The organism is Paenibacillus polymyxa, from assembly GCF_015710975.1.
Classification (GTDB): domain Bacteria; phylum Bacillota; class Bacilli; order Paenibacillales; family Paenibacillaceae; genus Paenibacillus; species Paenibacillus polymyxa.
The window spans coordinates 5,860,280-5,884,446 of sequence record NZ_CP049783.1 but is presented as its reverse complement, the minus strand read 5'-3'; the positions used below and the strand labels follow the sequence as shown (position 1 = coordinate 5,884,446).

The following is a 24,167-nucleotide window of genomic DNA, read 5'->3' as shown; positions in this document are numbered from 1 at the left end:
AGGTTAATAACAGAAATAAGGTGAAAACATAATGACAGTTCTACAAGATAACACGCTACCCCAAATATCGCCAACGTATGATCCGTGGGACCCGATTGTATCACTGCGTACGCATGGTCGTCATTTGCTTACAAGTGTGGAAATGACCGTAACACATTTATGTAATATGCGCTGTGAGCATTGCGCTGTCGGTGACATGCTGGTTATGAAGGAGGCCCCTTTCCTTCCTTTAGATCTGATGCTGAAGCGCCTGGATGAAGTTGAGCATCTGGAGACAATAAGTATTACAGGCGGAGAACCTGCTTTGCTTGATAAAACAGTGGACGATGTGATCGTTCCGCTGTTGAAGTATGCTAAAGAGCGCGGTATTCGTTCGCAAATCAACTCCAACTTGACATTGGATATCCGAAGATATGAGAAGATGCTTCCGTATCTGGATGTCATGCATATATCGTTTAATTATTTAAATGCTGACGATTTTTATGAAGTGGGATTTGCAAATACCGGACGTCCGACTCCACGCGCGGGTGCTGTGCGCCTGTATGAAAAAATGATAGAGAATGCACGCAAATTGAGCGAAATGGGAATGTTCATTTCAGCTGAGTCCATGATTAATTATCGGACACACACGAAGCTAGGAGGCATTCATCAGTTGATCAACGAAATGGGATGCCGCCGGCATGAGGTTCACCCGATGTACGCGTCGAATTTTGCTTCTGCCTTGCCTGTACTGTCCCTTGACGATATGCGAAACTCGATTGATAAACTGCTGGATGTACGAAATCAGGACATGTGGATGTTATTTGGTACCCTACCGTTCTTTGCTTGTTCAGAGCATGAGGAAGACCGTAAATTGCTTCGCCGTTTGCGACAAGAACCGAATATTACGGTACGTAATGATCCAGACGGAAGAAACCGTGTAAATGTGAATATGTTCACGGGTAGCGTATATGTGACGGATTTTGCAGACATTCCAGCTTTCGGAAACATTCAGGAAAACAGTCTAGATAATATTTTCGGTGAATGGCTGAATGAGCATCCGCTAAATCAGACCGTGAACTGTCATTGTGATGCGGCTGCGTGTTGCGGACCGAATCTACTCGTAGCAGATATGTATTACAAGGGTGTAGACTTTAAATCAAGAAAAGCTTTGCAATTATAAGCATTTTTACATGATTACAATTACAGTTTTCAATCATAAATACTGAATTGAATAACTTACAAGTCGAATGGTGCAAAATGCTAACTAAAGAAATGGGGAGTTCGTATTGGATGGTCATACCGAGTTTCATTGGGGATTGCTAGGGGTGAATCTCTTCTTGGTACTGCTGCTTGTCTTTCTAAACGGTGTTTTTGTGGCCGCAGAGTTTTCGCTGGTCAAAATGCGCCAATCCCGATTGACGCAGCTCCAAAGTGAGGGTCATCGCCTGGCAGGCTATGCGCTGAAGGTGAACCAAAAGTTGGATGCTTATCTGTCTGCCACCCAATTGGGCATTACGCTGGCCTCATTGGGGCTAGGCTGGATTGGTGAGCCAGCAATATCCGGCTACCTGATAGAGCCACTCATGCACAAACTCGGTGTAACTGACGGTACACTGATTACAACGGTATCCGTTGTCGTCGGATTTTGCGTCATTACTTTTTTGCATATTGTATTGGGCGAACTGGCTCCCAAGTCTTTGGCGATTCAAAAGACTGAAGGTGTGGCGTTGTTTTTATCGGCGCCCTTGCTGCTTTTTTATAAGGTTTTTCTACCTGTAATCTGGGTGTTAAATGCTGCCGCAAACATGTTGTTACGGGCATTCGGCATTCAGCCGGCGAGTGAAGCCGAAGCGGCACATTCTGAGGAAGAGATCCGTATATTGATGAATCAGAGCGCCAAGAGTGGTGTAATCGATAAGGATGAAATCAAGCTGATGGATAATATCTTTGATTTTTCCGACTTGCTTGCTCGTGAAATCATGTTGCCGCGTACTGATATGGATTGCTTGTACACGAATTTGTCGTTTAAGGAAAATTTGAAGATTATCAGTGAGACCAAGCATTCCCGTTACCCGGTAGCAGTCGAGGATAAAGATCAGATTATCGGTTTTGTCCATATTACAGATCTTCTGTTAGCCGAGCAGGGTGAGCAACTGGATCTGGCCTCGGTGGTGCGTCCTATTCTGAACGTGCCTGAGTCCATGGAAGTAAGTCATGTGCTACGCCTTATGCAGAAAAAGCATTCCCAAATGACTCTCGTGGTGGATGAATACGGTGGAACCGCCGGTCTGCTGACAGCGGAGGAAATTCTGGAGGAAATCGTCGGGGATCTCTATGATGAGTTTGAGGATGAACGTCCAAGCGTGGAAATGAAGGAAGACTTTATCTCTGTGGACGGTCGTATGCTCATTGAGGATGTGAATGATTTAACTGGAGTGAACATTGAAGACGACGAAGTGGATTCCATCGGAGGCTGGCTGTTCAAGGAATTGGAAGGCAGTCCGGTGAAAGGGAAGAAAATAGAGTTTTATAATCTGACCTTTGAAGTGGAGGAAGCAACAAGGCTTCGCATTATGAGAGTGAAAATTCACCGTAAAACTGAGCCTGTCATTGAAGATGAGCTTTCTAACGATGAGGAATCCTAATCCACAGAGATAGCCATGATTAGTTCAGATATGTAGTTATATAGAGTGCTGAAAGAAAGAGCCTTTAAATCCACGTTATCGTGGTTTTAAAGGCTCTTTTTGAGTTAGTTACTACTGCAATTCAATCGAAATATAGATAGCGGGGAGGATGCCATAATCAGCTTGAGCAGCAGTTCGATAGTTTATTTCTTTGAACAAAAATTTGTATCCGTTATTTTTTTGTTCGAGACTTGGGCGATGCGGCATATGTTGAATAGTAAAGCAGATGGATCAATTAAAGGAGGTCCCGGCCCGTGAAATTTCCACAGCAAGGTCAGTATGCCCCGTTTGTCGGCCCGTTCGATCCGTGTCCGCCCGTTCTGTGCAAGACTTATGTGCTCCCGCCAAACTTGTTTATACAATTTCAGCCCCCTGGTCTGCCACAATTCAGTCCAGAGGAAGCACTGACGAAAGGAACGCTATGGCCATTGCTTTACAGTCCTTATGAGCCTAGGAGAAACCAGGGGGGAGGCGAATAAAATGGAGAATCCAAATCAGGGTCAGTCCCCAAATCAATTCCAACAGCCAAATCAGCCTGAGGGTGGACATCAACAGCCGAATCAGTCTCAAAGCCCTTATTCAAATTCATATCAATACCAGAACCAATATCAATATCAGAACCAGTATCAAAATCAAGCCCAGGACTATAGTCAACCCAGAGAACCGATCCAAGGTTATACGCCCCAAGCCTATGCGCCTCAAACCAAGCCGGGTGATGCCCAGTTTTATGCGCTATTGGAGAAGCTCCAAGCGGTGGATTTTGTGCTGGTGGAACTGAATTTGTATCTGGATACACACCCGGATGATTTGCAGGCCATCGAACAGTTCAACAAGCTGACACAGGAAAGAACGGCGATTGCTAACGAGTATCAACTCCTATATGGACCCTTACAGAATTTTGGTCGTGCCTATTCCAAGTATCCTTGGGAGTGGAGCCAATCACCTTGGCCGTGGCAGGTATAGGTAGGGAATCGTCAACCTTTTGTATAAAGGAGGAACATAAATGTGGGTATATGAGAAAAAACTGCAATATCCCGTACGTGTCAGCAAATGTGATCCTCATATGGCTAAACTGCTGATGGAGCAGTATGGCGGAGCGGATGGCGAGCTGGCAGCGGCATTGCGCTATCTGAATCAGCGGTATACGATTCCCGATAAAGTGATCGGTGTACTCAATGACATCGGCACTGAGGAATTTGCGCACCTCGAGATGATTGCGACTATGATTTACAAGCTAACCAAGGATGCGAGTGTGGAGCAAATGGAGGCAGCCGGTCTAGGCGAATATTATGCGGCACACGACCATGCGTTATTTTACCAAAACGCTTCCGGAGTGCCTTTTACAGCGGCCTATATCCAAGCTAAAGGTGACCCGATTGCTGATCTGTATGAGGATATTGCGGCAGAGGAAAAGGCGCGAGCTACATATCAGTGGCTGATTGATTTGACAGACGATGTGGATTTGCAGGATAGTTTGAAGTTTCTGCGTGAACGTGAGGTGATTCATTCGTTGCGTTTCCGTGAGTCAGTAGAAATTTTGAAGGGAGAAAGAGACCGGAAAAAGGTGTTCTGAAGGAGTCTTGTATGACGAATAGGAAAGGCCATCTGCAAGCATCACGTGCAGGTGGCCTTTCCTATCTATAAAACTAGTAACTTGTAAACAAAGCAGATTGTAGCTAATAAAGTCGATTTTCTACAAAAGAAATCGACTTTTTCAATGGCGCTCAACAGAATATTATTTTTGGTCTAGCTGTGCAAAATACTGCTCGTTATATAAAACACTTGGATGAGTAGGATGGTGCAACTGGGCTATGCGATGATGCGATTTTGCTTTTTCGATGTCACCGATTCGGTCATAACAGAGACATAATTGCAAGTGTGGAAACCAGGTATAGTACGACGAATTGGTTAAGGCCATCACATTTTGCGGGGGCTCAATCAGCGTCGCCTGACGAAACCAATAAATGGCTTGAGCATACTGCTCATCTTCAATGAACAAATTGCCGAAAGCACAGCAGAATTGGGCGCGTGGTACATCGAGGGTAAGTGTGCGGAGCAGTACCATCCGTTGCTCCTGTTTTTGTGCTTGACGACCGTAGCAATCCGCAAGCTTAAAGCAAGCAGCAATCCGATCTTCTATCCATCCTTGATTTAGCCCTAGATAATGTTCGTACTGCTGAATGGCTTCTAGTGTGCGTCCGTTATCATATAATTCATTGGCGAAGTAGTAGTGATCTCGTTCAGAAAATACGGTGCCCTGCTCCCGATGCTTGAGATATATGTGCAAATTACGAGCAGTATAAGCTCGTGTTTTGTTATGAGTCACCGCCATATTACTGTGAAAGATGCTGCCTGTTACATTCAGGAACTCGTGAACAAATCCGGTCCATCTGAATCTGCGATCACGCCGTACAATTCGGTTTCTTTTGAGCTTATACAACGGCTGTCCTTGTTCATCTACGGATAGCACATAATCCATTGTAATGCTGTCATAAGAGAGGGTGGCTTGTTTTTTCCAGTTGAGAAAGGATAGTCGATCTTTTTCTTCCAGTATGTCATCGGCATCCAGCCAAAATTGATATTCTTGCGTGGCCTGATCAAACGCATAATTACGGGCAGCGGAGAAATCATCGCACCACTCAAAGTTGTATATCCGAGCGTTGAATGATGCAGCGACCTCTTGGGTTCTATCGGTAGATCCAGTATCAACGATAATGATTTCATCCACCAGGTCATGGACTGATTTCAGACAGGTATGAAGGGCTTCTTCTTCGTTTTTGACAATCATACATAAGCTGACAGTCACCATGCTCTCTGTCCCTCCCAAAAAACTTGGTATAATTTCCATTTTATTAGGATAGCTTGCTCATTATGTAGTAATTCGGCTTGAACATGTAAAGGGGATATGATGATCATAAATTCAGTTCTGCTCTAATAAATTAGAAAATCAAAGCTGGATGTTTGGGGGAAGGGTATGGATTGAAGATGTGGGTGACGTTCCGGGTTAGGATGTGCGACAGGATGGGTTTTATCGTTGAGTGGGGAGATTGTATTTTGTATTGATGTCGTTTTCATTGATATTTCCAGGTGTAAGTCCATTCATACCACGCTCACTCCCATATCGCTTGGTCGCAATTATGGTATGCGTTAGGACATGGAGGGGGAATGGTTATGAGGCTTCCGCCTGATGGAGGCGTTGACACATGCGTATACTAATCGGCAGCCCGGTGCACCAGAAGCCGGAAATTTTGTCTTTGTTCCTTCAAGCATTGGAGCGTCTGGAGGCACCTGACGTACTACCGGATTATTTGTTTGTCGATGATAATGACAATCCGATTTCAAGCCAGTGGCTAGTTGACTTTTCCAATCGACTTCCGGGACGGGTTTTACCCTTGTTAACAGGCTCGCAGCAAGTGGAGAACCGAAGTGATGAGCACACTCATTATTGGCCGCCTGCTCTTGTCTGGAAAGTGGCTGGCTTTAAAAATCGTCTTATTGATTATGCACTTCAGCACAATTATGACGCGTTGTTTCTGGTCGATTCAGACCTGGTTCTCCATTCCCGTACCTTGTGCAGGCTGGTGGAGACGGAGAAGGATATTGTATCAGAGATTTTCTGGACACGCTGGCAACCGGAAGGACCGCTATTGCCTCAAGTGTGGGTTAGTGATGAATATAACTTGTTCCATCGTGAAGATGGCGAAGTGTTGTCCGCAGAGGAGCGAGCGCAACGTGAGTTGCATTTTATACACCAGTTGCATGTTCCAGGTTTGTATGAGGTGGGTGGTCTAGGGGCGTGTACCTTAATCCGCAGACGGGCGCTGGAAGCAGGGATTCATTTTGGTAAAATCAAAAACGTTTCTTATTGGGGAGAAGATCGACATTTTTGTATTCGAGCGGCTGCATTTGGATTTCCACTTTTTGTAGACACACACTATCCGGCAATGCATCTATATCGGGAAGCCGATCGAATGAAGGCAGAACAGCTATTATTCACTCTAAAGTACTTTACATCGAACCGCCCAGAGCATGTAACACATGCGGAACACTCCGATATTTCTCCAAGCTCTCCAGCCTTCAATCGTCCAGCATCGTCAAGAACCCCTAAATTCAACGAACCTCCAGTTATACCCGATGATCTCCGCGAAACTGCTGTCTTTGCCAAGTACACGGCAGATTCGTTTGTTGTACCCCCGGCGTTCACTGGTCCACGACAAAGTGAGCTTTATACACCGCCTGTCTCTAATCCTAAATTGACGCTGACCATGACGGTATGCAATGAGGCAGATCGCAAGCTTACAGACGTGCTGCTGAGTCACCGGGAATACATTGATGAAGCAGTCATTATTGATGATGGTAGTCATGACGATAGCGGAGCGTTGTGCCGGGAAATCTTACAAGGAATCCCTCTGCGTCTGATCCGCAATGAAACACCCTCTTTTATCAATGAAGTCGAACTTCGAAAGCAGCAGTGGAGAGAGACATTGGCTTCTTCTCCCGAATGGATATTAAGCATGGATGCTGACGAAATGTTCGAATCCCGCTTTGCCCAAGGGGTACATTCTTTGTTAGCGGGAACGAAAGCGGATACGATTTGTTTCAGGTTGTTTGATATGTGGTCTTCGACGCATTACCGTGATGATGAGTATTGGCAGGCTCATCGGTATTACCGTCCTTTTTTAATTCGCTATAAAGAGGGGTTCCCTTATAAATGGAAGGAGCAGTCCTTGCACTGTGGGAGATTACCCGAAAATGTACTTGACCTTCCCACAGAGATCAGCAACTACCGTATTCAACATTGGGGTTGGTATACACCTGCTATTCGCATGGCTAAATTTGAGCGGTACCAGCTGCTTGACCCAAGTGCTCGTTATGGATGGAAAGAGCAATATGAATCCATTTTGGACCCGAATCCACGACTTACACTCTGGGTCGATCAGGACAACAAAAACACAGAAAAAGAACCTACACCAGAATATGAACCTGCGCAGCAGGCGAACGACTTGGATGTCGCCAAGGTGGCCAGTGTGCAGGTCATGAACAAACCCGATCTCCAAATTAAAGGTGAAGCCAAGGTTATTTCTTATGGTAAGGAGAAGGGGAGAGGAGCAGAACAGAGCGTAAAATGCAAATTGTGTGGCTCAGCCGACACGATAGTATTTCACAATTATGAACACTTTACCTTGATGGGATGCGGCTTCTGTGGATTGGTTTTTCGTAAGGATGTGGATCATATTCAGTCTGAGAAAATGATAGCAGAGATTTATAATGCCAATTGGGTTGCTATGCGGGATAGTGCAGCGGCGTCTACCTATGGGGATCATGCGCTTTTTGGACTTATGCTGCTCGATATGTTCAGTCCCAAAAAAGGAAAGCTGCTTGAGATTGGTTCAGGGACTGGAGAATTTATCCATGCTGCCCTTCAAGCTGGCTGGAATGCAGTGGGCATTGAGCCGTCCAGTGAATCGCGTGCCTATGCCAAATGCAAATATGAGGTGGAATTATTACCAGGTTATTGGAACGGTGAAACAGAGCTAGATGCTCAAATTCAACAATCTCTAGAAATTAACCAAGATTATAAAGATCAGGAAGCGATTGAGACTGAAAGTTTAGAGGAAGAAGCGGACTTACCTCTGGAGCACCAATACGAAGCCATCGCATGCTGGCATGTGCTGGAGCATATCGCGGACCCGGTCGCATTTTTGACGGATTTGTGTGAACAACTTCAACCTGACGGAACGTTATATATTACGGTGCCCAATAAAAATTCGTTTACCAACGAGGCTTATGGCGTTCACTCACCTTTATTTACGGAGGAAGATCATTTGTACCATTATTCGGATCATACACTGACGCTCTTGCTGGAAAAGTCCGGCTTGCGCCCGGTGGCTTTGTTCACCCGCCAGCTTCCTGCTGGTTTGGATGCCTTGCTGCAAGCACATCCTTTGTACGGTGAGCTTGCCTTTACAGAGCAAATGGGATTGTTGGCTAAGCTTCAAGGTGAGAAACGGGGTCATGAATTATGCTGTGTAGCAAGAGTAATCTAAACATCTCCAAAGGAGGCTACATTCATGAATATGGCTGACCCGTATCTGTCTCGCTTTTTTGTATATTCTGATCCCAATTCGTCCAATATGATTTACAGACTCCCTCAAAGCTGGTGGAGTCGTCCCTATGAGTATGAGTGGTGTCTCCAATTTATGTCCGGGCAAGATACAGTATTGGACGCGGCTTGTGGAATACCGCACCCGTTCAAATTCGAGCTTGCCCGCCGTTGCGCTCAGGTTTATGCCTGCGATTTGGATATACGCATCGTTTCTGTAGATGCCATCTTGGCTGAGGTGCGGCGGGATATTGGGGAGGAGGCTGCTGAGCGCATTCAGGAGATTTTACCGGTTCGGCTCCACTCCGCACATGCCAATCTGACCGCATTGCCCTATGAAGATTCCAGTTTTGACAAAATTGTATGTATATCAGTGTTGGAGCACTTAACCCCCGATGAATCTTTGGCAGCCTTGCGTGAATTTCACCGAACTTTACGGGATGACGGCATGCTTCTGTTGACATTTGATTATCCTACAGTGGATCTTTCAACGATGGAACAATGGATAGAAGAAGCGGGGTTTTCATATTGGAGTGGTGTGGATCTTAAGCTTCCACGGGGGGCTCTACACACAGATATGTGGGGCGGTTTACATTGTTTTAGGACTATTCTAAAAAAATATAAGAGTTAACGGTATGCGCAATGAGGTTTACACAGACCTCTCTTATTGCTTATCATGAGAGGGGTTGGAGTGTAAACTTACATAGGAAAGGAATGACTGATAACTACATGAACAATGCACCTGTGTTGAAGAAACCTGAGGCTATGGTATTTGATATGGATGGTACACTTTTCCAGACGGAGACGCTGCTGCTTCCTGCGTACCACAAGCTGTTTGATACGCTGCGCGCCGAAGGGCTTTATGAAGGAGAGACTCCTCCCGAGGAGCTTATTTTGAATAGTTTGGGTATGCTGCTGGATGAAATCTGGAGAAGAGTGATGCCAGAAGCCAGTGAAGCGGCTCACAGAAGAGCGGACGAGTTGTTGCTTCAGCTGGAGCTGGAGGGATTGAAGAATGGAAGTCATGCTCTGTATCCACATGTAAAAGAAACACTTCAGGCACTTCATGAGCAAGGTGTCCGATTATTCGTAGCCAGTAACGGGCTGGAGGATTATGTAAAGGGGATCGCTGCAGCGTATGAAATGGTTCCTATTTTTGAAGGACTGTACAGCGCTGGGGAATACAGTACGCTTTCCAAAGTGAATTTGCTAGAAATTCTGTTGAGCAAGCACGATATTTCGAATGTATGGATGGTAGGAGATCGTTCCTCAGATGTGGAAGCTGGCAAAAAGAACGGACAGACAGTGATCGGCTGTGCTTATGCTGGATTTGGTGTGAATGATGAGTTGGAAGGGTCCGATGCGATTATTACAGACTTTACGCAGTTGCTTACGCTTTATAAAAACGCAGAGTAACGGTGAAAACGCAGATAAGTGTTATAAATCGCTGTGGCGTACCATATAAATAATACATGCAAACGATGTTAAGCAGATAACAAAACAAAGGAAGGCAGCCACTTAGGCGGAGCCTTCCTTTGCTTTACTTTCTGTCTTATCTTCTGTTTGTTCTTCTGCTTTTTGTTCCGTCTGCGGCTTCGGATTAATCTGAGTGTGGTAGACCCATAGGGCATATTCCATAGGTTTGGTGATGGCACGACGATAGGTTTCTTTTTCGCCAATGCGTGAAAATACCTCGCGAGCCGGCTTCGGGTTGACCTCAAGCACGTAGATATGACCGTCCTTATTAATTGCCAAATCGAGCGCAAGCTCACATAATGCCCCATAGCTTTCTTCCAGATATGCAGCAATGTCCAGTCCGAGCTTTTCCCCTTGCTTGATGATTTTCTCTCTGTGGCCTTCATCACGAATCCATTGCGTCAGCAATTGCTTCATCGGTACTGCCTTGCCTCCGCCATGCAGGTTGGAAGTGACACTCCGATGTGCCCCGATGCGCCCGGCACATCCCGTTAGCTCCCATACTCCCTGGCTATTTTTCTGTACCAGCATACGGTAATCATGGACCCTGCCATTCGGCAACTGCACAGGAATGCCTTCCTGAACAATATAGTTATCCATGTTCCAGCTGCTCAGACGCGGCTCCAGACGATCCAGACGTACCCGTTGCTGGGGAATAATATGGCGCTTGCGATTGCGTCCCTCAATCAGATACAGGCCACTCTGCTTGTTAACAGGCTCAATGCGTAAAATGCCGCGGCCTCCTGTGCCGTTAATTGGCTTGAGGTATACTAGTGAATTCTGTTTGAGCATTCGCTTTACACTATGAAATCCATCGAACGGCTCTGTTGCAGGCAGATGGGGGCGAAAGGCAGCCTTTCTCGCAAGCTGCTGATGAATGGCCCATTTATTGCTCAGCGGTCGGTTTAAATAAACAAGGTCTGTATACTGCAATCGGAATTTCTTTAATTGACGATACCGCTCACTGCGCTGCACTCGGCAGCGGTCGAAAATCATATCCGGAAATTCCCGCCATTTTCGAGTCCATTTACCGCTATGTGGATCATAAATTTGGGCAAGGAGCAGTCTGCGATCCTTATGGACATCCGCAGGAGTGAATACATACATATCCAGCCCCAGCCTTTTGCCTTCTGCGATCATGCGTTCATATATGTCACGTTCCTCCAGTTGCTTCTTACTGTTCAAATACAAAGTCATGATGCCTAGGACAGGTTTTGGCACAGCATTCCACCTTCCTCTGCCGTCTGCTCATCTTCGGACAACTCCCCACAAAATATCAGCGTGGGCTTTCCCGTCGGTCCAGTCGTCATTTCATGCGCAATAAGTCCAGCGCCGAAACAGGTTTTGAGACTGGCCATATTGTCGGTGGCTACGCTGCACGTCAGACGGCGCAGCTGTTGGAGCTGGGCGGACAGCAGTCTAGCGCCCAGTCTGCGGCCCCGGTAAAGCGGACGAACAATCACGATGCAAGCATCCTTCCCATAATTCAGAGCGAGGGAAAATCCCGCAATCCGTAGCCCCTTCTCCGTGCGCACATATGCGCACAGGAGGGAGGAGCCAGGGGTGTTCAATTGCTCCGGCGTTAAAACAGCCAACTGCCGCAGAGCATTGCGAGTAATGCGCATGCCGCCCGAACTGCGAGCCAGAAACAGCAACTGTCGTCGTCTTAGTACCCAACTCCGGGCAGGCAAATGTTGAACATCGCTAATTTGCGGCATGATTCCACTTCCTTGAGATTATTTCATTCGTTCGGCCAAAAAGGAGCTGTATTGAAATATACGTCTAAGTGATTTTTGACGGATTTCGGGCTCGTCGAATTTCATCGGTTTAGCATTGGCTTCAAAAAACCAGAGGGTCCCGAGTGTGTCTACGCCCAAATCCATAGACATTTCACCGTGAGAAAGACCGGATGCGCGTTCAATTTGACGTGCAATCTGAATGGCCGTACTTTTAACCTTATCCAGCAAATCTGTGCTGTCCTCAGGTCCAAAGATTGAGGATAGCAGCTTGAACGGATCCTCCACACTTCCCCCACGCGGAACATGTGTTGTAATACTTCCCTTACCCGCTAGTCTGGCGCCTACTCCGGTAATGCTCCATGCGCCACGGGCATTTTTTTGCACCAGAAGCCGCAAATCGAAGGGCTTTTTCTGATAGGTTGCCAGATCGATACCCTGCTGAATGATATAAGGCGAGTTGCCTGTTTCTCGGCGAATACGTCCCCATAACCGAGACAAGGATACAGATCGGTAGGTTATGCTTTTTTTGTCATGTTGAATGGTCAACCTGTATGCCATCAGATGCTCAGGGTTGAATCTGAGAATCATAATTCCCTTTCCGGCTTTACCGTTTTCCGGTTTGAGATACAGGTATGGATATGCAGACAGCATTTTTCCTAAGGAAGACAGGTTGCTCAACCGTTTGGTAATTGGAACAAGCTGACGAGTGGATTCCGAGGTACGGAGCCATTTGAACAGTTCCCATTTGTTAAAAAAGCCCGGATTGTACAGCTCAACACCTGAGGCATGTGAAATTTCATCCAGCTTTGCGCGCACAGAAGTTTTAAGTTCATAATTACGGTTGGGGATACGATTATAAATGACCTGTGGAGATGGGAAATCTTGTTCCTCCCATATCTGTGAGTTTTTGTTGTAGATGTAGCCCTTCACTGTTTCATCTGCCAGCTTCAAGTCCCTGACAGTAACAATGTACACCTGATACCCCATGCGCGTTCCCGTTTCTAGAATATCCCTGAAGTTTCGCTGATTTCCCTTGAAAAATTGTTCATCGTCGTGCACTGTCAATACAGCAACAACTGGTTTTTGCTCCGCCCGGGTATTCATAGTTCCTCTTTTCTGCGGAATTTACTGAGGTAAAGACAGTGGTCCAAAATATGCTCCACGGATGCTTTACCCTCCGCACGCAACGATGGATGCTGAAAAATGGATCGACCTGGCTTAGAATTGGCTTCAAACATCCATACCTTTTCATCCTGATCAATGCCCAGGTCGAATCCGATTTCACCCAGTAGATGCTGGTGGTGATATTCAATGGCTTCTGCTAGCGTAACTGCTACATTCTTGGCACGTTGAAGCACTTCACCCGCTCGGTCTCCGAATACCCGACCGAGCGCTTGCTCGGGTGTCATCAGGGAACCGCCGTTTTTGATATGAGTCGTGACACTGCCACGTCCGGCTTTTTTGGCTCCAATGCCAACGACGACCCATTGGTTATTGCCGTCTTTGTGCATATGAAACCGGAAATCAATCGGGCAATTATCAATTTCGATTAGTTGAATGCCCTGCTGAATGACGTAGCCTTTTAGCGTCTGTCCCTTATTGGAGTGAAGCATCCGCAGCATGGAGTTAAAAGTGGTAAACCGCAGCAGTACATTGCTATTTTTCTTCCGATACCTCACATAGTATCCTTGTTTGGGGACATAGGACAGACGATAGATTCCTTTGCCCAGACTGCCGCTACTTGGCTTATAATAAGCAAATTGATGCCGCTCCAGCATACCTCGGATACGTTCAGAGCTGGGATTCATATAGGATTCAGGGACATAACGGTTAACCTCTGGATTATTTTCCAGCAGATGATAGATATCGGATTTATTGAAAAAGCTCCAGTTAAAGAAAGGAATTCGTTTGCGGGAAAAGCGTTCGCGTAGTTGATTAATCGCTGGGGAAAAATCTGAGCGGCGGCTCGGCAAACGATTATAAATTACGTCCGGCAGAGGTACGAGTTTACGTGTAAACTCCCCGCTGGATGACAGAAAATAGCCGTTAATCGTATCATTTTGCCAGTTGATATCCCGTGGGGTGAAGGCAAAAATATAAGATTTTTTGCTGCCTTCCTTCAAAAGTTGCTTAATAAAGCCTGTGCGTGATCCGAAAGGGCGGGTGGTGGAGTTAGTAGCATCAGACAATACTCCAATCAACGGTCCAAGCTGAACATCTCCGTCCAGATTCCGCAAATAAATAGACCCGCTTTTGGGAACACGGATTGCGTTGCGCAAGCCGGAGGTCAAGTATAGATGACGTCCCGCCTTCTGAATGGGTTTTACTGTTGCGGGAATCTGATCCTTGCCAAGTCGCAGACGAATGGACTTGGCTCCAGATAACTTAAGGCTTTTCAACAAGGCAGTGGATATATACGCCACCTTGTCGGGCTGCTGTGAGAAATGCACATTGCAATGCGTTAAACTCATCTGTTTATCCTCCTATACCGTATGTTCAAGGGAGGCGCCCGCGCCCTTTGGCCCTGTCGCTTTGGAATGGGTCATTAAATATCGAGCATATTCGAGCGGGCGGTTGACCGACCGAAAAGCGCACTCTGGCTGACGAGTCTGAAAAAAGGAGGCCCGGCCAGGGCGGGAATTAACCTCCAACAGCCAGATATTCCCGCTCCGGTCAATACCATAATCAATTCCCAACTCGCCAAGGCGGCCATAGCGTTCCTCCAACGCCCCGGCAATGGTCAAGGACAGCTCTATCATCTGTCCGATGATGAGACGTGTGCTGTCCACACCAAATTGTTCACGAAGGTAAGGCTCTGCCGGATGGGCTTCGCCCCCACCGTGTAGATTGGAAGTTAGAGTTCCTTTTCTGCCTTCCCTCACGGCAAAGCCCGTCAGGCGCCAACAGCCGTTGCCGTCCTTTTGCATGAGTGCGCGAACATCAAAGGGATGATTGCTTTGGCTTGTTAATTTCAAATAAGGCTGCACGATATAGGCGCGTTTGTGTGCAATACCGTCAATCCATGACAATCCTGCATCCAATTCAGTAAACAAGCGACGGAACGGGCGGTTTTGGGAGTTCCTGCCTTGTACGTACAGTCCCTGACCTCCTTCCGCCAGCCGGAGATACAGCGTGCCCTTGCCATGTGTTCCGGACTGTGGTTTCATAAATAGCTCCGAATGGCGTTGCAGCCACTCCACAAGCTGGGTCGTATCCCGGTATGGGGCCGTAGGCGGTACAAAGGGCCGTACTTTATCTACCGTATGCAGAGCGCGATACACCTGCCATTTGCCAGGTAAGTTACGCGACCAGTAGATAAGCTTGCGCGACTTTTGCTCCGCTATGTCTCCCAGTGTGCGCTTGACATTCTGGCTCTCATGGATATGGAGACAGCGGTTATAAACAATATCCGGCAAGGGAAAGCGGCCAAATGTCCATACTCCAGCACGATAAACATAACCCCGTATGGAATGATCTTCAGGTGAAACTCCTTCGGCGGTAAACGCCATTACGCTAATACCAGAGCGCTTGCCCAACAAGCTTAGCCTGCGACAGAAATCGGCTTCGGTAATAGGGGGAGTAGCGTCCTGCTTTCGGCTAACAAGCACGCCCAGCATGCCTGGCATAACAAGAGACACCGACAACAGCTCCTTTGGCAGCCGGACTCTGGAAGAGATGGATTCATTTGAATCCGGCTGAATAACAGCAGTATTCAATCATTTTTTTTACGGACGGGCGGGTTTTCTGATCATTTAACGGCGTATTGTCATTTTTTGATGGTTTGGAATTGACCTCCAGCAACCAGATACGCCCCGTGCTGTCAATCGCCAAATCAATACCAAATTCCGCGAAATGGGCGGGAATTGCCTTTTCTACTCCGCTTGCGATATCCAGTGCTGCTGTTTTGAGAGAGGTAAGACCATTCGATTTAACAGTTGCGGGCAGCGTGGTTTTGGCCAGTGCTTCCTTGACTGTACTGAGCGTACCGCCTCTTGCCAGATTGGATACAAAGTGGCTGCCTCCGGCGATCCGAGCGACAATGGATGTTACGGTCCAGGTTCCAGACGCATTTTTTTGTACAAGCGCGCGAAAATCGACCGGACGTTTACCGTGATCAATCAAGGTAAGGCCCTGTTGCAGCTGAAAGCGTGTCGATTTCATTTTTCCCGCTAAGCTTTTGTACAGTTTATCGACGTTGGCGTACGTTTGCTTTCGGGGTGTGCCCGCTGTTGTGGATAGCACAGAAAAGGTACCATCGGTTTGCTTGTTAATGCGCATAATGCCTTTACCAAGGCTTCCGCGCACGGGTTTGAGAAAAACAGAGGGATACTGGGTGCACATTTTTTTGAAAACGGCAAAGGTTTGCAGCAAGTGGGACTCGGGTAAATACTTGCGTAGGGAAGAATTCGATTTGAGTGCATCAAACACTTCATTCTTATCCAAAAACTTTTCATTAAAAAAGGCCGTGCCGTACTGCGATTTTACTTCTTTCATGAAATGCTGTACGCTAGTTCTGTTCTCGAGTTTACGGGAGGTAAGCCGGTTATTGACGACATCGCCGGCAGGCATGACCGTCTTTTTCCAGCCTCCGTCATACACCCATCCCTGAACTCGCCCGGGCTGACTTCCGATATGCTCCGGGGTGAAGAAATACACATATGCTCCTTGTCTGCGGCATTCCCCGACTAGTTCACGGCAGAACAGGGTGATCGACCCGAAAGGCTTGTCGGGTTGTTCGGGATAGTCCCGACTAACCAGCACGCTAATAAGTGGGCCCACTCGAAGTGTCCGGCGGCCTCGGCTGTAGGTTACTCGCAGATTACAACTGTCATGACTGGCATGAAGCCCCATTTTTCGGGCCAGTACGCTTCCCACGCGTAGACCGCTGTATCGGGGTACCGATATGACGGTAACCTCTTGGCGGAACGAACCGAAGGCGAGCTGAACGGGGTGGCCTGCGGATATTTTCCATTTGCGAAGCAGGGACTCGCCGACCATGAGTACGTCATCCTGCAAGATGCCCGATCCGATGATTTGAATCGTTGTTTTTTTGATGGACATCGTGGATCTCCTTCCGGGCAGCAACTTGATGTCTTGAAAGTAACGGGAAACGTGAATGGGCTGTAATAGCACTGATTCATCATATGAGGACATATATACCTTGGTGATTGACGGACAATGTGAAATGTTGACACAAAACTTGTAATGGAGGAATGAACAATCATGAATATCTATGACAAAGCCCATGATTTAGCAAAAGCATTGAAAGAAAGCAAAGAGGTAGAGGAAATTACGTCAGCGATGAAGCTGATTGAAACGGATCCAGAAGCCAAGAAAATGCTCGACGATTTCCGTGAACGCCAAATGGAAGTGCAACAGCGGATGATGAGCGGCGATATGCCAGCACAGGAAGAGATGGAAAAAATGGAAAAAATGTTCGAGGTACTCAGCTTGAACCTCAACATCCGTCGTCTGTTCGACGCTGAACGTCGCTTGAGCGTGATTATTGAGGACGTAAATAAGATTATTGCGGACAGTCTTCAACATTTGTACGGTTCGTCTCTGTAAGTTTGTCTCATATTCCTTCCTGTCCTCTCATAGACTAGATACATAGAGTCACAGGGAGAGGAAGGGATACGATTGGGTTCATTTAAAAAATGGAAACACGGTTTGTACACACTGATTGCATTGGCTATGGTATTGGTCGCATTACCACGCATCTCGTTGGCAGGTGGTTTGAATTGGGTCAACGGCTTTGGGATGGTATGGGTACTTTTTGCGTTGCTTGTCATCGGAGCGAACCTGCATTTTTTGCTGGGTGTAGATGAGGAAAAGCGTAAAACGCTGGAGCGTGTGCGACGGGCCAAAATGCAGCAGTGGCAGATGAAATGGGATAACAAAGCTGACAAAGGTAAAATGCTGTAAGTGTTTCTCCTAGTACGAAGCGGTCTCTTGTAACAAGGGACCGCTTTTTTGTTATTTTCAAAGCAAAGATATCCTAATAACAAGGGTCTAAAACAAAGGGGGTTTGTGGTATAATAGATACAGAATGATACAGATTGAACGTTGGGGGTGTAACAGAGTTGGACGGGCTAGATGAAACAGTTACGAAGCATGAGCAGCTATTGCGTCATATCGAGCAGTTAAAAATAGGCTCCAAAATTTCTGTACGCAGGTTGGCTAAAGAAATGAGCGTTAGCGAAGGCACGGCTTATCGGGCTGTGAAAGAAGCAGAGAATTTGGGAATTGTCATTACCAAGGAACGGATCGGAACAGTACGAGTGGAGAAGCGTCCACGCGGCTTGTCTGAGCAGCTGACCTTTGCGGATGTTGTGAATATTGTAGAGGGACATGTGCTGGGCGGAAGCGAGGGGCTCGAGAAGCCGCTGCACAAGTATGTGATCGGGGCGATGCGTGAGGAAGCCATGGCTCGTTATATTGACGCAGGCAGTTTGCTGATCGTAGGTAACCGAGAGGATGCGCATTCGCTTGCATTAGAGCAAGGAGCAGGTGTGCTGATTACAGGGGGGTTCGGTACGAGTCGGGAGGTTAAGCAGCTTGCAGACCAGATCAGCTTGCCGATTATTTCCTCGCGTCATGATACATTTACCGTGGCTTCTATGATTAATAGAGCGATATTTGACCGCTTGATCAAAAAGAAAATTATGTTGATTGAAGACATTGCGGCCAGCAAACCGAAGACGCTGACCTTGAAAATCAACAGCACGCTGATCGAATTTGAAGAGCTATCAGCGACCACGGGATATCATCATTTTGCCATAGTGGATGAATGGAATCGTTTAATTGGTATCGTCAGCCGTAAAGATGTGGAAGGACTTCAACCTGAGCATACGATGGATAAATGTATGATCCGTAACCCAATTACGGTCACTTACCAGACCTCGCTGGCTTCTGCTGCTCAAATGATGGCATGGGAAGGTGTAGATTACTTGCCGGTCGTGGACCGCAACCGTAAGCTGCTCGGGTCCGTTACACGGCGTGAGGTGCTGGAGGCGCTGCGTAACGCCCAAAAGCAGCCACAACTTGGCGAGACGTTCGACCAGCTGATCTGGAACGGTTTTGCTGAGGAGCGTAATGAGGACGGATCATTATTTTTTCGCGGCTTTATCATTCCACAGATGGCTACCAATTTAGGGACGATCTCGGAAGGCGTACTGGTCAACGTGATGACACAAGCGGGCTACCGGGCAGCTAGAGATATGAGCGGCAAGGATTATGTGCTGGATAATTTGACAACTTATTTTATTCGACCAGTACAGATTGAGGATGCTGTCGTTCTTCGTCCTTTACTGCTTGAGATGAGTCGCCGCACCTGCAAGCTAGAAATTGCGATTTCTCGGGAAAATCATTTGGTGTGCAAGGCAGTGATGACGCTTCAATCCATTGAACATGGTTAATCCACCTTTGGATTGGAACAGAAGATGGAGTTAAATAGATCGACTTAGTGGCTTTGAGGCAGTCTTTCTTTGGCCTCCAGCCAGATTTGCAGCACACCTTCCATTACAAGCATCGTTTTGACCTGGATTGTATACTCCTTGTCACGAACGGTGTATTTTTTTTGGTGCAGCAACATACGTACCAGCTTGCTGTCAGAGTCAATCTCGAACATATCTCTGCCGCGCAGCACCTCCAGGTCACGACTGACGCGGCGAAGGAGCTCTTTCAGATTAATAGAGTCAATTTTTTCAGCCGTGGCTTCCTCCGCAATCAGCTTGATTTCTTTGATGACGGTTTGGCGCTTGCTGTATTTACGTAATGTTTTGTTGTCCTCTTCAGCTTGCTGGAGCTGGAATTGAAGGTCCTGGTTGTTCATCCACAGCTGATTGAAACTCGCATGCCAGATGGCATTGTAGATCAATCCTCCCGTAATCATACCGAGTACAAAAACGGAGGATAATTGCATAAAAGGGCGCAGGCGCTCAAAGGGGGGGACTCTCATAGTCGTTTCACCTCACGGCCGTCCGTTGCCGCATACCCACTTGACCAGCTCTGCACCCATATGAGCGCCTAAAAAGGCGAAAATCAAATACAATATCTGCTTAATGGCAGGTGACAAATTACCATCCAACATATTGCTCTCAATGACCCGGATCGGGTCCATCGTTCCTCCCACAGCGGCGGCAAGCGCCCATATTTTAATCCTTCCTGCAACCTCCAGCATCGTCTGGGTAGGCGGCTGAAGCGATACTACAGCTCCCATTCCGCCGAGCATGGCTCCTCCGAGCACGATGCCGAAGGCAATGAAGAAGTCGAGAATCGCTTTGGATATAAAAGTGCTCATGCTCTTTTCCTCCTTGGGTATACGAATCAGGACCGCGCTTGTCCGCCCGGGTCTGTACTTTTATTCTATGGGCGCTACTAACGTGGATATGATAAAATAGTTTGAAGAAAATCAAGCGGTGAAGGGAAGAGAAGCGCATGAGTTCATTTGTGCATTTGCATGTTCACAGCGAGTACAGCCTGCTGGACGGCGCGGCTCGTACCGCGGAATTGGTCAAACAGGCATCAGCTTATGGAATGAAGGCGCTGGCTCTTACAGATCATGGGGTCATGTACGGTGCCATTCCTTTTTATAGAGCATGTGTAGAGAACGGCATTAAGCCGATTATCGGGTGTGAGGCTTATATGACGGCAGGCTCGCGCAAGGAGCGTGGCAGCCGGAAGGATCAGCCCATATATCATTTAATTTTGCTCGCCAAAAATAAAACAGGCTATCAAAATTTGATGAAGTTGTGCTCCATTGGCCATTTGGAGGGTTTTCACTATAAGCCGCGCATCGATATGGATGCTTTGGCTGCCCATCATGAAGGCATCATATGCTTGAGCGCTTGCTTGGGCGGTGAAGTGCCGCAGCATTTGCTGCATGGTCGGGAAGCCGAAGCACGACGTGCGGCCGAACGATACCGTAGCATTTTTGGCGAAGATTTTTATCTGGAGCTTCAGGATCATGGTCTGTCGGAGCAAAAACGCGTAAATCCTCAATTGATCGCATTGGCGAAGGAACTGGATATTCCGCTAGTGGCGACGAATGACGTGCATTACTTAACCGAGCCGGATGCTGATGTCCAGGACGTTCTGATTTGTATCGGAACAGGGAAGACAGTTGACGATGAGGAGCGCTTGCGTATACCAACACGTCAGTTGTATCTGAAAAGTCAAGAGGACATGGCTCGTTTATTTCCACATGTAGCAGAAGCCATTGCTAATACGGTGCGTATTGCTGAAAAATGCGAGCTGGAGCTGGAATTCGGCCAATCGATTTTGCCTGAATATCGCCCGCTGCCAGAGGACATGACATCTTCGTCCTATTTGCGTAGTCTGTGTATGCAAGGGCTAGAGCGTCGCTACGGAGGCGATCCTGTATGGGAGCAGCCGGAGGAGCGGGAAAGACTGGACCAGCGGCTAAACTACGAATTAAATACGATCGACAGTATGGGTTTCAGCGATTATTTCTTGATTGTATGGGATTTTATTGCTTTTGCTCATAAGCATAAGATTGCAACCGGTCCGGGACGGGGTTCCTCCGCCGGTAGTTTGGTCGCCTATGTGCTTAGTATCACGAATGTCGATCCGATCAAATACAATCTGCTCTTTGAACGGTTTCTGAACCCTGAACGGATCAGCATGCCAGATATAGATATTGATTTTAGCGATGAACGCCGTGACGAGGTTATCGACTATGTAGTACAGAAGTACGGAAATGAGCATGTTGCGCAAATTATTACCTTTGGGACATTAGCGGCAAGAGCCGCAGTCCGTGACGTCGGACGTGTATTGAACGTGCCGTATGGCGAGGTGGACAAGGCGGCCAAGTTGATCCCGGCGCAGCTCGGCATTAATATCCGGCATGCGCTGGAGATCACTCCCGAGCTGAAGGCTCTGTATGAAACGAAGCCCAAGACACGTGAACTGCTGGATATGGCGATCAAAGTAGAAGGAATGCCTCGCCATGCTTCGACACATGCGGCGGGTGTTGTCATCTCGCGGACTCCATTGACCGATGCGGTTCCGCTGCAAGAGGGGAGCGAAGGGGTTCCTTTAACGCAGTACTCAATGGAAAATCTGGAGCGCATCGGTTTGTTGAAAATGGATTTTCTTGGACTACGTACGCTCTCCATTATTGAACGGTGCATGCGCTGGGTTGCGGAGCAGCATGGAGAAACACCTGACTTTAGCCGTGTTCCCGACGATGACCCGCATACCTATGACTTGCTGGGCAAAGGGGATACAGGAGGCGTGTTCCAGCTGGAGTCGGCCGGTATACGCCGGGTACTCAAGGATTTGAAACCGAGTGTTTTCGAGGATATCATTTCTGTCCTGGCTTTGTATCGTCCGGGCCCGATGGGTTTTATTCCCAACTTCATACAGGCTAAGCACGGACAGATTGAGGTTTCTTATCCGCATCCTGATCTTGAACCGATCTTAAAGGATACGTACGGTATTATTGTGTATCAGGAACAAATCATGCAGATTGCATCGCGCATGGCTGGCTTTTCCTTGGGAGAGGCCGATCTGCTGCGCCGCGCGGTGTCTAAGAAAAAACGCGAGGTGCTGGATCTGGAGCGTGGTCATTTTGTCGAAGGCAGTATTAAACAGGGGTACACAGAGGAGGAAGCCGGCAGGGTTTACGATATGATTGTCCGTTTTGCTGACTACGGTTTTCCGCGTGCCCATGCAGCTGCTTATGGTGTGCTAGCATTCCAGACGGCTTATCTTAAGGCCCATTATCCAGTACAATTCATGGCTTCCATGCTGACGGCCGTCATGGGAAGTCATCGAAAAGTGGCTGAATATGTCGTCGAATGCCGTCGTATGGATATCGCAGTGTTGCCGCCTGATGTGAATGAGAGTGGGGTGCTGTTTACCCCATTACAGCAGGGTGATATCCGCTTTGGACTGGCTGCCATTAAAAATGTCGGCACACAAGCAATGGAAAGCATTCTTGCTGTTCGTAAGGAACGCCCTTTCGACAGCTTGCTCGATTTTTGTCGACGCGTTGATTTGAGGGTGTGTAATAAGAGAGTGATTGAATCGCTCATTCAGGCAGGGGCATTTGATTCATTGACAGGCCATCGGGCACAGTTGCTTGCCATGCTGGATGAAACGGTGGATGCAGCTGCCAAATGGCGCAAGGAACGTGACGATTTGCAAATTGATATGTTTGGCTTTGTGGAAATGCCTAATTGGGATATTGAATACCCCAATGTACCTCCATTTAGTACCAGCCAGCAATTAGAGCTGGAACGCGAACTGCTGGGACTGTATTTGTCTGGGCATCCGCTAGATGATTTTGAGTCGCTGCTGGAAAGCAGCCAAGCGGATCGTCTGATGGAGCTGAGCGAAGTGCCAGATGAAACAGTTATTGTAACCGCAGGCATGGTGGTGTCACTCAAGACGATTACGACCAAGCAGGGAAAGGCCATGGCCTTCATTGAGCTGGAGGATCAGATTGAGCGCTGTGAGGTTGTGCTGTTTCCTGAGGTATGGAAGCGAAGCCAGCAGTGGATTGAAAAGGGTGCCTTGCTTGCACTACGTGCCAAGATGCAGCAGCAGGACGAGCACTTCAAGCTCCTTGCAGATGAGGCAGCCCCGCTGGCGGAAGATGCGTTGGCAAGGCTTCTTCAGCGCCGGCGTACCGGCGCACGTTCGTCCGCAGCAACTGCAACATCCGTGCCAGCTGCTGGCAGTCCGGCCGGGAGAGCGCCGCGTATGTCGCCCTTGCCTTCAGCAGCCGCTCCATCAGCTTCGCCGCAGCAGAAGGCGGCTCGTCCCGTAGCGGCCCCCTCACAACGCGGAGGCGAAGCGGCTCACGGTGAGCAGGTGCCTTCCCCGCGCGGCTCGGAAGCGTCCGCCCGTCAGCGGGTGTTTGTCAAAATCACCCGCCAGGCCGAGGAGGACGCCAGCTTGCTGGTCAGCCTCAAGGCATTGCTACAGGAGCATCCCGGTGCTGTGCCTACCGTACTCTTTTACGAGAGCAACCAGCGTCTGCTGGCGTTGAGTGATGCTTACAGCATTAAGCCTTCTCCTCAGCTTTTTGATCGAATGGAGTCGATGCTGGGTGAAGGCACCGTGAAAGTCAAATGACAGACACACAGCAACCCGCCCTTATTGTAACGGTTTAATGAACATTTTCCTTCCCTTTCGCATACACTTGGAAAACTG

Annotated in this window: 21 protein-coding genes; 12 read left to right on the top strand and 9 right to left on the bottom strand. The window is 47.8% G+C overall.

Going from position 1 to position 24,167, the window contains the following annotated elements:
• Positions 1-31 precede the first annotated feature (31 nt).
• The 5 genes from yfkAB to G7035_RS26750 all read left to right on the top strand — a co-directional run bounded on the left by yfkAB (position 32) and on the right by G7035_RS26750 (position 4,239).
• Positions 32-1,162 (top strand): radical SAM/CxCxxxxC motif protein YfkAB, encoded by a 1,131-nt coding sequence (gene yfkAB, locus G7035_RS26770; RefSeq protein ID WP_019686833.1) that lies wholly within the window; start codon positions 32-34, stop codon positions 1,160-1,162.
• A 106-nt stretch (positions 1,163-1,268) separates the two neighbouring features.
• Entirely contained in the window at positions 1,269-2,627 is a 1,359-nt protein-coding gene (locus G7035_RS26765; protein ID WP_016819598.1) for a hemolysin family protein, read from the top strand.
• A 293-nt stretch (positions 2,628-2,920) separates the two neighbouring features.
• The gene (locus G7035_RS26760) at positions 2,921-3,145 is read left to right on the top strand and encodes a spore coat associated protein CotJA (RefSeq protein ID WP_016819599.1); all 225 of its coding nucleotides are present in this window, start codon (positions 2,921-2,923) and stop codon (positions 3,143-3,145) included.
• 1 nt (position 3,146) lies between these two features.
• Complete coding sequence (locus tag G7035_RS27870) at positions 3,147-3,629, top strand: spore coat protein CotJB (protein WP_016819600.1); 483 nt, start codon at positions 3,147-3,149, stop codon at positions 3,627-3,629.
• Between the two features lie 40 nt (positions 3,630-3,669).
• Complete coding sequence (locus G7035_RS26750) at positions 3,670-4,239, top strand: manganese catalase family protein (RefSeq protein ID WP_016819601.1); 570 nt, start codon at positions 3,670-3,672, stop codon at positions 4,237-4,239.
• Positions 4,240-4,401: 162 nt separating this feature from the next.
• Here the strand turns inward: G7035_RS26750 and G7035_RS26745 are convergent, their stop codons facing one another.
• Positions 4,402-5,475 carry a glycosyltransferase family 2 protein gene (locus G7035_RS26745; RefSeq protein ID WP_019686834.1) on the bottom strand — a complete coding sequence of 358 codons (1,074 nt, stop codon included), beginning with the start codon at positions 5,473-5,475 and terminating at the stop codon, positions 4,402-4,404.
• 394 nt (positions 5,476-5,869) lie between these two features.
• Between G7035_RS26745 and G7035_RS26740 the strand changes: the two genes are divergently transcribed.
• The 3 genes from G7035_RS26740 to G7035_RS26730 all read left to right on the top strand — a co-directional run bounded on the left by G7035_RS26740 (position 5,870) and on the right by G7035_RS26730 (position 10,185).
• Entirely contained in the window at positions 5,870-8,713 is a 2,844-nt protein-coding gene (locus G7035_RS26740) for a bifunctional glycosyltransferase/class I SAM-dependent methyltransferase (RefSeq protein WP_019686835.1), read from the top strand.
• Positions 8,714-8,737: 24 nt separating this feature from the next.
• The gene (locus tag G7035_RS26735; RefSeq protein WP_019686836.1) at positions 8,738-9,400 is read left to right on the top strand and encodes a class I SAM-dependent methyltransferase; all 663 of its coding nucleotides are present in this window, start codon (positions 8,738-8,740) and stop codon (positions 9,398-9,400) included.
• 83 nt (positions 9,401-9,483) lie between these two features.
• Positions 9,484-10,185 carry an HAD family hydrolase gene (locus G7035_RS26730; protein WP_016819605.1) on the top strand — a complete coding sequence of 234 codons (702 nt, stop codon included), beginning with the start codon at positions 9,484-9,486 and terminating at the stop codon, positions 10,183-10,185.
• A gap of 102 nt (positions 10,186-10,287) precedes the next feature.
• On the opposite strand, the gene G7035_RS26725 is transcribed toward G7035_RS26730, so the two are convergent.
• From G7035_RS26725 to G7035_RS26700, 6 genes are read right to left on the bottom strand one after another with little or no spacing between them, the layout of a single operon-like run.
• Positions 10,288-11,466: a YheC/YheD family endospore coat-associated protein gene (locus G7035_RS26725; RefSeq protein ID WP_019686837.1), complete on the bottom strand. Its 1,179-nt coding sequence runs from the start codon at positions 11,464-11,466 to the stop codon at positions 10,288-10,290.
• Positions 11,448-11,963, bottom strand: coding sequence for a GNAT family protein (locus G7035_RS26720; protein ID WP_016819607.1), 516 nt, complete (start codon positions 11,961-11,963; stop codon positions 11,448-11,450). The genes G7035_RS26725 and G7035_RS26720 overlap by 19 nt, the downstream gene beginning before the upstream one ends.
• Positions 11,964-11,981: 18 nt before the next feature.
• Positions 11,982-13,088 (bottom strand): YheC/YheD family endospore coat-associated protein, encoded by a 1,107-nt coding sequence (locus tag G7035_RS26715; RefSeq protein WP_017425918.1) that lies wholly within the window; start codon positions 13,086-13,088, stop codon positions 11,982-11,984.
• Positions 13,085-14,455 carry a YheC/YheD family endospore coat-associated protein gene (locus G7035_RS26710; protein ID WP_016819609.1) on the bottom strand — a complete coding sequence of 457 codons (1,371 nt, stop codon included), beginning with the start codon at positions 14,453-14,455 and terminating at the stop codon, positions 13,085-13,087. Before G7035_RS26710 ends, G7035_RS26715 begins: the two co-directional genes overlap by 4 nt.
• Before the next feature lie 12 nt (positions 14,456-14,467).
• Positions 14,468-15,622 (bottom strand): YheC/YheD family endospore coat-associated protein, encoded by a 1,155-nt coding sequence (locus G7035_RS26705; protein WP_016819610.1) that lies wholly within the window; start codon positions 15,620-15,622, stop codon positions 14,468-14,470.
• 43 nt (positions 15,623-15,665) lie between these two features.
• Positions 15,666-17,045 carry a YheC/YheD family endospore coat-associated protein gene (locus tag G7035_RS26700; protein ID WP_016819611.1) on the bottom strand — a complete coding sequence of 460 codons (1,380 nt, stop codon included), beginning with the start codon at positions 17,043-17,045 and terminating at the stop codon, positions 15,666-15,668.
• A 162-nt stretch (positions 17,046-17,207) separates the two neighbouring features.
• Here G7035_RS26700 and G7035_RS26695 point away from each other — a divergent pair, with 162 nt between their 5' ends.
• The 3 genes from G7035_RS26695 (at position 17,208) to G7035_RS26685 (ending at position 19,402) form a co-directional block, all read left to right on the top strand.
• Positions 17,208-17,552: a YlbF/YmcA family competence regulator gene (locus G7035_RS26695; protein WP_016819612.1), complete on the top strand. Its 345-nt coding sequence runs from the start codon at positions 17,208-17,210 to the stop codon at positions 17,550-17,552.
• Positions 17,553-17,624: 72 nt separating this feature from the next.
• The gene (locus tag G7035_RS26690) at positions 17,625-17,909 is read left to right on the top strand and encodes a hypothetical protein (RefSeq protein WP_017425916.1); all 285 of its coding nucleotides are present in this window, start codon (positions 17,625-17,627) and stop codon (positions 17,907-17,909) included.
• Positions 17,910-18,067: 158 nt separating this feature from the next.
• Positions 18,068-19,402 (top strand): DRTGG domain-containing protein, encoded by a 1,335-nt coding sequence (locus tag G7035_RS26685; protein WP_029514974.1) that lies wholly within the window; start codon positions 18,068-18,070, stop codon positions 19,400-19,402.
• A 44-nt stretch (positions 19,403-19,446) separates the two neighbouring features.
• Here G7035_RS26685 and G7035_RS26680 read toward each other — a convergent pair whose 3' ends face one another.
• On the bottom strand, positions 19,447-19,944 hold the full coding sequence (locus G7035_RS26680; protein ID WP_016819615.1) for a sporulation membrane protein YtrI: 498 nt from the start codon (positions 19,942-19,944) through the stop codon (positions 19,447-19,449).
• Between the two features lie 12 nt (positions 19,945-19,956).
• On the bottom strand, positions 19,957-20,286 hold the full coding sequence (locus tag G7035_RS26675; protein ID WP_013309582.1) for a YtrH family sporulation protein: 330 nt from the start codon (positions 20,284-20,286) through the stop codon (positions 19,957-19,959).
• Positions 20,287-20,423: 137 nt separating this feature from the next.
• On the opposite strand from G7035_RS26675, the gene G7035_RS26670 reads away from it, so the two are divergent.
• On the top strand, positions 20,424-24,089 hold the full coding sequence (locus G7035_RS26670; protein ID WP_019686839.1) for a DNA polymerase III subunit alpha: 3,666 nt from the start codon (positions 20,424-20,426) through the stop codon (positions 24,087-24,089).
• Positions 24,090-24,167: the final 78 nt, after the last annotated feature.